The sequence below is a fragment of the Bradyrhizobium sp. AUGA SZCCT0176 genome, from assembly GCF_018130145.1.
GTDB lineage: Bacteria > Pseudomonadota > Alphaproteobacteria > Rhizobiales > Xanthobacteraceae > Bradyrhizobium.
Genome location: NZ_JAFCMB010000027.1, coordinates 69500 through 80834, shown reverse-complemented (window position 1 = coordinate 80834; position 11335 = coordinate 69500). Strand labels below are relative to the sequence as shown.

The 11335-nt window shown below is 63.7% G+C and carries 13 protein-coding genes and 1 tRNA gene; 8 read left to right on the top strand and 6 right to left on the bottom strand.

Features of this window, described 5'->3' with window-relative positions:
* Positions 1 to 404: 404 nt before the first annotated feature.
* Positions 405 to 1862: an aspartate ammonia-lyase gene (gene aspA, locus JQ600_RS33430; RefSeq protein WP_212270290.1), complete on the top strand. Its 1458-nt coding sequence runs from the start codon at positions 405 to 407 to the stop codon at positions 1860 to 1862.
* Positions 1863 to 2141: 279 nt separating this feature from the next.
* Positions 2142 to 3788 carry a sensor domain-containing diguanylate cyclase gene (locus tag JQ600_RS33425; RefSeq protein ID WP_212392159.1) on the top strand — a complete coding sequence of 549 codons (1647 nt, stop codon included), beginning with the start codon at positions 2142 to 2144 and terminating at the stop codon, positions 3786 to 3788.
* Positions 3789 to 3816: 28 nt separating this feature from the next.
* Here JQ600_RS33425 and JQ600_RS33420 read toward each other — a convergent pair whose 3' ends face one another.
* Positions 3817 to 4281, bottom strand: coding sequence for a GNAT family N-acetyltransferase (locus JQ600_RS33420; protein ID WP_212392158.1), 465 nt, complete (start codon positions 4279 to 4281; stop codon positions 3817 to 3819).
* A 140-nt stretch (positions 4282 to 4421) separates the two neighbouring features.
* Positions 4422 to 4506 (bottom strand) — tRNA-Leu (locus JQ600_RS33415).
* A 150-nt stretch (positions 4507 to 4656) separates the two neighbouring features.
* Between JQ600_RS33415 and JQ600_RS33410 the strand changes: the two genes are divergently transcribed.
* On the top strand, positions 4657 to 5196 hold the full coding sequence (locus tag JQ600_RS33410) for a disulfide bond formation protein B (protein ID WP_212392157.1): 540 nt from the start codon (positions 4657 to 4659) through the stop codon (positions 5194 to 5196).
* Here JQ600_RS33410 and JQ600_RS33405 read toward each other — a convergent pair.
* On the bottom strand, positions 5193 to 6278 hold the full coding sequence (locus JQ600_RS33405) for an AbrB family transcriptional regulator (RefSeq protein WP_409363353.1): 1086 nt from the start codon (positions 6276 to 6278) through the stop codon (positions 5193 to 5195). The genes JQ600_RS33410 and JQ600_RS33405 overlap by 4 nt on opposite strands.
* 205 nt (positions 6279 to 6483) lie before the next feature.
* Entirely contained in the window at positions 6484 to 6774 is a 291-nt protein-coding gene (locus JQ600_RS33400; protein WP_212270285.1) for a PsiF family protein, read from the bottom strand.
* A gap of 270 nt (positions 6775 to 7044) precedes the next feature.
* Between JQ600_RS33400 and JQ600_RS33395 the strand changes: the two genes are divergently transcribed.
* A complete protein-coding gene (locus JQ600_RS33395) occupies positions 7045 to 7542 on the top strand; it encodes a hypothetical protein (RefSeq protein WP_212392155.1) in 498 nt (165 codons plus the stop codon).
* Between the two features lie 265 nt (positions 7543 to 7807).
* On the opposite strand, the gene JQ600_RS33390 is transcribed toward JQ600_RS33395, so the two are convergent.
* Positions 7808 to 8395, bottom strand: a complete 588-nt coding sequence (locus JQ600_RS33390) for a TetR/AcrR family transcriptional regulator (protein ID WP_212392154.1) — start codon at positions 8393 to 8395, stop codon at positions 7808 to 7810.
* A 117-nt stretch (positions 8396 to 8512) separates the two neighbouring features.
* On the opposite strand from JQ600_RS33390, the gene JQ600_RS33385 reads away from it, so the two are divergent.
* From JQ600_RS33385 to JQ600_RS33370, 4 genes are all read left to right on the top strand, one after another.
* Complete coding sequence (locus JQ600_RS33385; RefSeq protein WP_212270282.1) at positions 8513 to 8947, top strand: thioesterase family protein; 435 nt, start codon at positions 8513 to 8515, stop codon at positions 8945 to 8947.
* Between the two features lie 5 nt (positions 8948 to 8952).
* Positions 8953 to 9432 (top strand): PaaI family thioesterase, encoded by a 480-nt coding sequence (locus JQ600_RS33380; RefSeq protein WP_212270294.1) that lies wholly within the window; start codon positions 8953 to 8955, stop codon positions 9430 to 9432.
* Between the two features lie 121 nt (positions 9433 to 9553).
* Entirely contained in the window at positions 9554 to 10339 is a 786-nt protein-coding gene (locus tag JQ600_RS33375; RefSeq protein WP_212270293.1) for a sulfite exporter TauE/SafE family protein, read from the top strand.
* Positions 10340 to 10369: 30 nt separating this feature from the next.
* Positions 10370 to 11047 carry a DsbA family protein gene (locus tag JQ600_RS33370; protein WP_212270281.1) on the top strand — a complete coding sequence of 226 codons (678 nt, stop codon included), beginning with the start codon at positions 10370 to 10372 and terminating at the stop codon, positions 11045 to 11047.
* 70 nt (positions 11048 to 11117) lie between these two features.
* Here JQ600_RS33370 and JQ600_RS33365 read toward each other — a convergent pair whose 3' ends face one another.
* On the bottom strand, positions 11118 to 11324 hold the full coding sequence (locus JQ600_RS33365; protein WP_212270280.1) for a hypothetical protein: 207 nt from the start codon (positions 11322 to 11324) through the stop codon (positions 11118 to 11120).
* Positions 11325 to 11335 lie beyond the last annotated feature (11 nt).

Genomic DNA, 11335 nt, shown 5'->3' with positions numbered 1-11335 from the left:
GAGATCACGGCATAAGCCGTAAAGCCATTGCGCAGGGAAGGCCGGGTGTTCTCCGCTGCCCTGTATGCTCGTGTGCATTTTGTTTTGTGCAAACCGCACGCGAGACCGCGGGTGCAGCGCGCACCCGGTCTTCCCTGCGCCCTCTATTCTCGAGGGCCAAGGAATTTCTGGCAAAGCTCGGGCAGATGATGCCGCGAGATCGTGAAATCATATTCGGTGTCATCACCCGCGCATGCGGGTGATCCAGTATCCCAGAGACGCCTGTGACAGAACCGAGAGACCGCGGCGTACTGGATACCCCGCATGCGCGGGGTATGACGGCCTGGTGTGGAAGCCGACACTAGGAAAATCCCTCGTCTCCTGATCTTATCAAGCCCACGCAAACCGCTTCGAAAGGGTCCCCGATGACGACGCGACGCGAGCACGATCTCCTGGGCGACCGCGATGTTCCGGCGGAGGCCTATTACGGCGTCCACACCTTGCGGGCGGTGGAGAATTTCCCGATCAGCGGCACCCCGATCTCGATCTATCCGGATCTCATTGCGGCCCTGGCCTCGATCAAGATCGCGGCGGCGAAAAGCAACCGCGAACTGGGATTGCTCGATGCCAAACTCGCCGACGCCATCGTCGCCGCCGCGGAGGAAGTGCGCTCGGGTGAATTGCACGATCAATTCGTGGTCGACGTCATTCAGGGCGGCGCCGGCACCTCCACCAACATGAATGCCAACGAGGTGATCGCGAACCGCGCCCTGGAGCTGCTCGGCCGGCCCAAGGGCGACTACAAATTCCTGCACCCCAACGAGCACGTCAACATGAGCCAGAGCACCAACGACGTCTATCCGACGGCGCTCAAGCTCGCGGCTTACGGCGGCATCATGCGGCTGGTCGAAGCCATGGCGGTGCTGCGCGAGGCGTTCGAGCGCAAATCCGACGAGTTCAGGGACATCATCAAGATGGGCCGCACCCAGTTGCAGGACGCCGTGCCGATGACGCTGGGGCAGGAATTTTCCACCTATGCCGTCATGCTGGGGGAAGACGAGCAGCGGCTCAAGGAAGCCGTGCTCTTGGTGTGCGAAATCAACATGGGCGCGACCGCGATCGGCACCGGCATCAACTCGCACCCGGACTATGCCGGTCTGGTGTGCCGGCATCTGCGCTCCGTCACCGGCATTCCGGTCGTGACCGCGACAAACCTGGTCGAGGCGACGCAGGACTGCGGCAGCTTCGTTCAGCTTTCCGGCGTGCTCAAGCGCGTCGCCGTCAAGCTGTCGAAGACCTGCAACGATCTGCGGCTGCTGTCCTCAGGTCCGCGCGTCGGGTTGAACGAGATCAACCTGCCGCCGATGCAGGCGGGCTCCAGCATCATGCCGGGCAAGGTCAATCCTGTGATTCCCGAGGTCGTCAACCAGATCGCCTTCGAGGTGATCGGCAACGACATTACGGTGAGTTTTGCGGCCGAGGGTGGCCAGTTGCAGCTCAATGCGTTCGAGCCGATCATCGCGCACAGCCTGTTCAAGAGCGTCAATCATCTGCGCGCCGGCTGCCTGACGCTGGCCGATAAATGCGTCAACGGCATCACCGCCAACCGCGAGCACCTGCGCCGCGGCGTCGAAAACTCGATCGGCATCGTCACCGCGCTCAATCCCTATATCGGCTACGCCAACGCCACCGAGATCGCGCAGCAGGCGCTGGTCACGGGCGAAAGCGTCTACGATCTGGTGCTGGCCAGGAAACTGCTGACGCCGGAGCAGCTCGACCAGATCCTGCAGCCGGAAGTGCTGACCCGGCCACGCGCGATCACGGTGACGTTGGTGCAGGGCAAGGCGGAGGTAGGAACCTCAGGGCCGAGTCAGATCGACTGATCGCGCATGCCCATGTGAATTCGATCATGATTGCTTGAGGCCTTGCGACCGTGCGCAGCGTGATCCGCGCTGGCGGCGCGCGGTGCTGTTCCTCATCATTGCTTGTGTGCGGCGCGAAAAGCATCCGTACTTCCGCGGAAAAGTCGCCCGATCAGGCCATTTCAACCTGTTCCGCGAATAATTTGTGAACCACATGGGGCGAATTCACTTGGCCTTTAACGCCTAACTCGTTCCATCGGCGCACAAAAGGCGATGGCAACGTCTTGCAAGGTGAATTCCGTGGCAATAGCGGAAGCGGGCAAACCGGTGTGGAAGTCGCTCTGGCCGCGTCAGCCCGCCGAGGCGGACGATAGTTCCGGCTGGGCATGGACGCAGTCGCATCACCGGATGACCATTTCGGTCATTCTGCTGGCGCTGAGCTTCTCCGCGGTGTGCGGCTGGGTGCTGCTGGAGGCGCGGCGGGCGACCGAAGCGCGTGCCACCGAGGTCGCCACCAGCCTCGCCAATTCGCTCAAGGCCGATATCGCTCGCAACGTGGATCTGCTCAATCTCTCGCTCGAGGGGTTGATGAGCAATTTGAAGCTGCCCGGTCTCGATCGTCTCAGTCCGGAAATGCGCCAGCTGGTGCTGTTCGACTATTCCGCAACCGCGCGTCATCCGACATCGATGTTCGTCATCGATGACACCGGACGGATCACGCACGATTCCAAGAATCTGATCCCGCCGCGACAAAACATGTCCGACCGGGATTATTTCCAGTTTCACAGAGACAATGAATTTCCCGGCCTGTACATCAGTCGTCCGATCGCATCCCGTGTCACTGGCCTCTCGCTGGTGGCGTTCAGCCGTCGGCTGTCGCATCCGGACGGCTCCTTTGCCGGCGTCGTGCTCACGGCCATGCTGCAGGACCATTTCCAGGCGATGTTCAAGGATGCTTCGCTCGGCCCCAATGGCACGGTGACATTGGCGCGCACCGACGGCATCGTGCTGATGCGCTGGCCGTTCCGCCAGGATTTCATCGGCAGCAGCATCAAGCGCGCCGAACTGTTCACGCACTTCCCGAAGGCTCCCAGCGGCCACTATGAATCGAGGGCGGTATCGGACGGGATCAAACGGCTGTTCGTCTATACCCAGGTCGGCAATCTGCCGCTGATCGTCGTGGTCGGCCAGTCGCTCGACGATGTCCTTGCGGCGTGGTGGCGGCAGGCGATCGCGATCGGCGTCTTGATGGCCGTGCTGTGCGCGGTGACGGTGATGCTGGCCGCTTTCCTGCATCGCGAATTCGCGCGCCGCAGTGCCGCGGAAAAGAAGCTCACCATTCTGGCCACGATCGACGGGCTCACCGGTCTTGCCAATCGCCGGCATTTCAACCGCGCGCTGGCCTATGAATGGCGCCGCGCGATGCGCAGCCGCGCGCCGGTCGCACTGCTGATGATCGATGCCGACCATTTCAAGGTCTACAACGACGCGCATGGCCATCAGGCCGGCGACAGACTGCTGCAGGACATTGCCGCGTCGATCGCGGCGAACGTGAAGCGCCCTTCGGACATCGGTGCGCGCTATGGCGGCGACGAATTCGCCGTTCTGCTGCCGGAAACGCCGCTCGGCGATGCGGCAGCGCTGGCTGCGCGGATTCGCGAGGATCTGATCGTCCGCTGCGGCGCGGACGAGATTCAGCGCGGCCATGCGAAATTGAGCATCGGCGTCGCGTCCCTGGTGCCCGGCGCGGAAACCAGGCATCGCGATCTCATCGCCGCCGCCGACAAGGCGCTCTATGAGGCCAAACGCCTCGGCCGCAACCGCACCGAATTGGCGGAAACCGAGGCGGGCTCGATCGTGCCCGATGCCGGCGCGTATTCCGGTGAAGAGAGCAGGGCCGCCCAGATGGCCGATCAAGCGCGATCTTCCGCGGTCGCCCGGATCTAACGGGCAGCCTCCCACGGGCAATGCGGCGCTACAGCAGCCCGCGATAAATCCCAGGCTCCGAACCTTCGATGGCCACCGCGCCGACCGCCTTCGAATAAAACTCCGCCGGCCCCACGCCGCCGATGATGGCGTAGCCAAAGCCTTGTTGCCGCATGGCCTCGAGGCAGGCGAACAGCAGGGCCTTTCCGACCCCGCCTTGCCGAGCCTTCGGATCGACGCCGGTCGGACCGAAGAAGTTGCGACAGGTCGCATCATGGCAGGCGAAGCCGATGATGTTTTTCTCCCGGACCGCGATGAAGCAGGAGACCGGCTGGCGGCTGAACGCGACATCGGTTTCGCTGGCCCATGCCTCGCTGAAATTCTGCCGCACCCAGCCTGTGACCTTGTGCTTTTCGGGGCCCAGCGCACGGCGCATGACGATCCCGGCGTTGAGCAATCGATCATACGCAGGCCGGGAATCCGGCAGCGCATAGAGTTTGACGAGCATGTCCATCGGGTGGCCCTGGTGATTCTGACCGAGGTGGCAGTCCTGACAGACGCTACGAGGGGATCGCTTCGCTTCGCAAGAGGCTATGCCGGGCACGTTTCGTCTGCGGCGGTGTGGCTGCGCCACGCGTAGCCGCAGGCGAAGCGTGGTGCCCCTGGCCGGAATCGAACCAGCACTCCTTGCGGAACTCGATTTTGAGTCGAGCGCGTCTACCAGTTCCGCCACAGGGGCCCTCGGGGCGCCGGCCAAAAAGCCCGCGCCGCGAAGCCGGCGGAATATAGCGGGCGGTTTCGGCGGGTCAACCCGCGCGGATGTGATTGTCCCGCACCTCGACAGCGCCATATCAGCGGGATAGGACCTTGTTATCGTTGGAGAACGCCCGTGACGCTTCATGCCACCGCAAATCCGTCACATGCCGGGCTTGGTGCCAATCCCGCTGTTGTCGCCGCGCTGGCGATCGCGGGCATCGCGGCGGCGACGCTTGCGGGCGCCTGGTTCTTCCAACTGGTGCTGGATATCCGCCCCTGTCCGCTCTGCCTCGAACAGCGCTACGCCTATTATCTGGCGGTCCCGCTCGCCCTCTCGGTCGCCTTCGCAGCCTCGCGGGACGCGCCGCGGCCGGTGCTGCTGGCGGGGCTTGGGCTGCTGGCGCTGGCGGCGCTCGCCAACGCCTGGCTCGGCGGCTACCACGCCGGCGTCGAATGGAAGTTCTGGCAGGGCCCGACCGATTGCTCGGGCCCGCTCGTCGATCTCGGCAGCGCCGGCACGCTGCTCGAGCGCCTCGACACCGTGAAAGTGATCCGCTGCGACGATGTGCAGTGGCGCTTCCTCGGCCTCTCGCTCGCCGGCTACAATGTGCTGATCTCGCTGGCGATGGCCGCGATCGCGGCGTGGGGCATCAAGTCAGCGAAGCGGGCCTAATCGTCCACATCATCCTGCGGCCGTCCGAACAGATGGATGATTCCGGGCGTGGTGATGGAGACGAACACGAAGCGCGACAGATGGTGCGCGCCGACGAAAATCGGGTCGATATGCAGCGTCAACGCCAGCGCCAGCATGGCGTCCATCGCGCCCGGGGCGAACGCCACCAGGACGTCAGCCAGCCGCACATGGGTGGTCAGCGCGATGATGGCGACGAAGATCGCCGAGATCACGATCGCCACCGCAAATGAGCCCAGCCCCGCATTGACATGGCTGAGCAGCGTCGACCGTTTCACCCGCGCAAAGCGCGTGCCGATCACCGCGCCGATGCCGACCAGCGCCACGCCGCGCATCCAGGGCGGCAGCCCGCCCTCGATCATGTCGGTGCCGTGCAGCACGCTCGAGGCGATCATCGCGCCGAACATCCAGCTCGCCGGAAATTTCATCAGCAGCAACAGCAGCGCGACCGCGACCGCAGCCGCGATCAATACGGCCAGTTCGAGCGGCGAGGCGATGATGGCGGCGATGTTCGGCGGCGCCGATGGCGCGATTCCGGTCAATGCCAGCAGCAGCGGCAGGGCGGCGGTGAGGATGATCACGCGCATGGTCTGAACCACGGCGATACCAGCGACGTCGGCGCCCTTCTCGGCGGCGAGGATGGTGATTTGCGACAGCGCGCCGGGGCTTCCGGCCAGCAAGGCCGAGGTCTGGTCCCAGCCGTGGAAGCGCTGCAGATAGAAGCTGCTGCCGAAGGTCGAACAGAAGGTGGCGAGCGCCAGAAGTCCGATGGTCAGCGGATAGGAACTCATGTGCTGGATCAGCTGCCGCGACACCAGCGAGCCCAGCGTGATCCCGAGCAGCAGCAGCACGCTTTGCGTCAGGATCGGCGGCATCGCGAGCGGCCGTCCGCAGATCGCGGCGATGCCGACCGCGAACATCGCGCCGGAGATCAGTCCACCGGGCAGGTTTGCCCAAAGAAACAGCAAGCCGCCAGCGGCGCCGAGGACGATTGTCTCGATCGTGGAGAGAATCCTGGCGCGGTCAGGAATCGCAGACGTCATCGATGCGGGGATCAGGCTCACGCCGCCTTATGGCAAATCCCGCATGAGGGGACAAATGCGCCACGCGATTGCTGCAATGCGTGCGTCAGCCATCGTCCGGCCTAGGGGCGGGCGGTCAATGCGCGGGCAAGCCTTTGGCGCCCGCGCGGGTTCACGGGCGCCAACCAACACCGTCAAACATGCAGATGCGAAATAGCGCTTGCCCTGAAGCAGCAGGGGCGGGTGGTCACTTCGCCCCGGTGGCCGCCTTTTCCTTGTCGGCAAATTCCTTCTTGCAGGCGGAACGGAATTTCTTGCGTTCCTTGCCCTTCAGCCCCTTCTCGTCGGCTTGCTTGGAGCATTCGAGCGAGCCTGGCGTCCGCGGCTTCGCGGCGGCCTTTTTGTCGGCCGGTGCCTTGGTTTCGGTCTTCGGCGCCTCGGTCTTGGTAGCCGGCGCGGCGGTTTGCGCCGACGCCACGCCCATCAGCAGGAACGAAGCAATCGCGGTCGCGGTGACAAGGGAAGAGATCTTCGTCATGGGGCACCTCGGATTGAAGACAAGGGCGCGACGGTCGCGCCGTGATGCTGAACGTCAAGTGAATGGACCGGACTATCCGCGTCTTTGACAGCCACATTATTTTGAACGGAAAATGGCGGCTTTCGTTGCCGCAAGCTTTGGTTGAGTTAGGATGGCGGTGCAGGTCAAAACCCCTGAATGATTGCACAATAACTGCACAAGGACGACCTGCCCAAGTTGAATGGGGCAAGCTAATTTGCCCCGGTTGAACTGCTCCAAGGAGTCTTAAGGATGACCAATCAAGCAAAAATACTCTGCGCAATGGCGGTGTCGGGTTTTGCGGCGTTCATGGTGACGTCGCCGGCGCAGGCCCTCACCACGCAGGAATGCAGCGCGAAATACCAGGCCGCCAAGACCGCCGGCACGCTCGGCGGCCAGAAATGGAATGACTTCCGCAAGGCGCAATGCGGTGCGGACGCCACTGCCGCTGCACCAGCAGCCGCGCCGGCTGCAGCACCCGCTGCCGCCCCCAAGGAAGCCAAGGCCAAGAAGGAAGCCGCGCCCGCCAAGGAAGCTGCGGCGCCGGCCGCGCCGTCGGGACCTGCGGTCTATCCGAACGCTGTCGATCCGAAATACGCCAAGGAAACCGCCGGCAAACAGCGCATGCACACCTGCCTCGATCAGTACAACGCCAACAAGACCAGCAACGGCAATGGCGGCCTGAAGTGGATCCAGAAGGGTGGCGGCTATTACAGCGAATGCACCAAGAAGCTGAAACCCACGGCCTGAGCTAAGGCGGAATTGACGGACTCTCGTCACCTCTCCCGCTTGCGGGGTCGAGACGAGCGAAGCTCGCTCTTAGGTCGGCGCGAAGCGCCGGGTGGGGGCTTTCTCCACGAGTCGTATCGCGGAGAGAGCCCCCACCCATAGCCGATGCTACGCATCGGCGTTCTTAATCAAGCACGGCGGCCGTAGGCCGCCTACGCCTCCCCCGCAAGCGGGAGAGGGAGCGCAGCTTCATCGTGGATGCAAATCGATCTAACGCATCACGCGCCTAGCCTTCATCCTCGAGCAGCTTCTCGGCTGACTTTGCGATCAGCTGCGCGCGCTTGCGCGGGCCGCGTTCGAGGAACAGCAGGCTCTGGCCGAAGATGAAGCAGTAGAACAGGAACGCCTGCGCGTCGGCTTCCTCTGCCGCCAGCCCCGCCGCCCGATAGAGCTGCCCGACATTTTGCAGGCGCGCGGCATCGACGCTGGCGACCGCCGCGGCCGCGGCCTCGTCGGATCGCGCCCATTGCCGGATCGCAAGCTCCACCGCCATGCCCTCGGTATTCATCCGTTCCGAATAAAGCGCGACCAGCGCCCGCAAGCGTTCGCGCGCGGTGGCGCCATCGAGGCTGGTCTGCCTTTCGATCGCGGCAATGCGCCCGGTGCTCCAGTTCTGCAGCATGCCGTCCAGCAGCGCCGCGCGATCCTTGAAGCGGCGATAGAAACCGCCCTTGGTGACGCCAAGATTCTTCGCCAGCACCTCGACCCGCACGCCCTCGACGCCGGTGCGGGCGATTTCCGCCATGCCGGCCTCGATCCAAGTCCTGTCCTTACAGGTCTCGTCCTTACGGTTCTCGCTCTTGCCGTCGGTCATTGAGTCCAGCCTCACCGATTCTTGATACGGTACCGTATTGCTACCCCGTTCGCACCCTGATACGCTACCGTATCAAGAATCGAAAGCCGGCCAGAAACGATAAGCGGGAGCGAGACGATGGAGACGGACGCGACCTATCGCGGCACGGTCTATCCGTGGCAATGCGATCATGTCGGGCACATGAACATCATGTGGTATGTCGGCAAATTCGACGAGGCGAACTGGAATATGTTCGCACGGCTCGGGCTGACGCCTTCCTATTTGCGCGAATCCGGCCGCGGCATGGCCGGCGTGCAGCAGAACATCAGCTACAAGCGCGAACTTTTCGCCGGTGATATCGTCGAAGTCAAAAGCCGGCTGCTGGAAATCCGCGACAAGTCGATTCGCTTCCTGCACGAGATGCGCAACGCCGAAACCGGCGAGGTATCTGCGACCTGTGAAATCACCGCCGTGCACCTCGACCGGCAGGCCCACAAATCGATGCCGTTCGCGCCTGAGATCCGCAATACCGCGCTGAAGCATCTCAGCCCGGCTGAGGCGGTGCCGGCATGAGCAGCATGGCGCGCTTCGAGCCGAAAAACCCGGACTATCGTGAGATCGCGACCGATACGTTCGAGCGCCAGCACGCGATGCGCACGCTCGGGATTTCGATCGCGCGGCTGGAGCCGGGCGAGGTCGAACTCGCGATGGCCTATTCCGCTGAACTCACCCAGCAGAACGGTTTCGTGCATGCGGGTATCGTCACCGCCGGGCTCGACAGTGCCTGCGGCATCGCCGCCTTCACGCTGATGCCTGTTGGCTCCGACATCCTGACCGTGGAGTTCAAGACCAATCTGCTGGCGCCCGCGCGCGGCCAGCGCTTTGCCTTCCGTGCCAGCGTCGTCAAGCCGGGCCGTACGCTCACCGTGTGCGAGGGGCGCGCCTATGCCGAGCACGACGGCGTTGAAACCCTGGTCGCGACCATGACCGGGACGCTGATGGCGCTGCCGCGCCGCGCCAGCGCACCATTGCAGGACAAGGCCCTCGCGCCCGCCTGACGTTGCTCGGAGCATCGTGCATACGCTGAACGGCTGTTGCAGGGCAGATTTGTGCTGCGGCCATGGCGGATCATAGAAATTCCTTCTATGGTTCTGCCGTGCACATGAGTCTTCCATCTTGATCATCTCCACGACGCAAAGCGTGTTGGGACTGGCGTCGGGGATGCTGGTCGGGTTTTCGCTCGGCCTGGTCGGCGGCGGCGGTTCGATCCTGGCGGTGCCGCTGATGGTCTATTTGGTCGGCGTGCCCGAACCCCATGTCGCGATCGGCACCAGCGCCATCGCGGTCGCGGCCAACGCCGCGGTCAATCTGTCCAACCATGCGCGCGGCGGCACGGTGGTGTGGTCCTGCGCGCTGACATTTGCCGTCGCGGGGATGGTCGGCGCCTTCGGCGGCTCGATCCTCGGCAAGATGGTCGACGGCCAGAAACTGCTGGCGCTGTTTGCGCTGATCATGATCGTGATCGCGCTGTTGATGCTGAAGACGCGGTCGCGGATCGGGTTGCCTGATGTCAAGATGTCGATGTCCAACATGCCGGCCATCGTCAGCCTTGGCCTGGCGACCGGGACGCTATCGGGGTTCTTCGGAATCGGCGGCGGATTCCTGATCGTGCCGGCGTTGATGCTGGCGACGGGGATGCCGATCATGAACGCGGTCAGTTCCTCCCTGGTCGCCGTCACCGCGTTCGGCATGACCACCGCGGCGAGCTATGCCTGGTCCGGCCTCGTCTCCTGGGCGCTGGCGGGGTTGTTCGTCGCAGGCGGTATTACCGGCGGCTTGGCCGGCACCCGCGCCGCCCGTCACCTCGCCGAGCGGCGCGGCGCCCTCAACATTGTGTTCGCCGTGGTCATTATTGCGGTGGCGCTCTATATGCTGGCGCGTAACATATCCTCATCCTGGGCGTAGACAGGGGTGAGGGCCGTCGCGAGAGCAGCAATGAACCAGCAGAACAAACCAGCCGCAACCAATCCGGGACCCAGCCGGCGCGAAGCGCTCGGCCTGATTGGCGCCGGCGCAACCCTGCTCGGCACCGCGGCGATGCCACATCAGGCGTTTGCGCATGATGACGACGCGGTGCTGACCGAAGCGCTGGTGCTGCGCGACCCGGATATTCCCGCGGCCGGCAACCCCGACGGCGACATCAACATCGTCGAATGGTTTGACTATAATTGTCCCTATTGCCGCAAGATCGCGCCCGAGATTGCGCAGGTGGTGCAGGACGACGGCAAGGTCCGCCTGGTGCTGAAGGACTGGCCGATCCTCGGCGACGTTTCCAAGATCACGGCACGGATGGCGCTGGCCGCCAAGTATCAGGACAAGTTCATGCCGGCGCACGAGGCGATGATCGGCGTCAGTTCACGGCTGACCGAGGCGCGCGCGCGCGAGTTGCTCACTGAGAAGGGCATCGACATGGACCGCCTCAACCGCGACCTCACCACCAACGCCAAGGCGATCGACGCCATCCTCGCGCGCAACCACGCCCAGGCCGAAGCTTTCGGTTTCCGCGGCACCCCGTCCTTTATCGTCGGAAAGTTTCGTGTGCCGGGCATCCTGACCATGGCGGAGTTCGAAATGGTCATCAAAGACGCGCGGAAAGCCAAAGCCGCCAACTAATCGCGTCAAAGGAAAGGGCGCCCCCGTCGATGACGAGGACGCCCAATTTCGCTCGAATAAGCTCGCGTGATTACTTCGACGCGATCCTGGTCCACTCCTCATGGGCGCGCGTTTTCAGCGCCTTCCAATCGGTGGCGGCGACATCCCAGTTGACGATCGTGCGGTTGGCCTGCGCGACCTGACCGTTCGCCACGCTGGACGTGTTCATCGAATCATAGACGTAAACGCCGCAAACCAGCAGCAGCGCGCCCAAAATCATTCCAAAAAAAGTTCGCATGACGTCCTCCG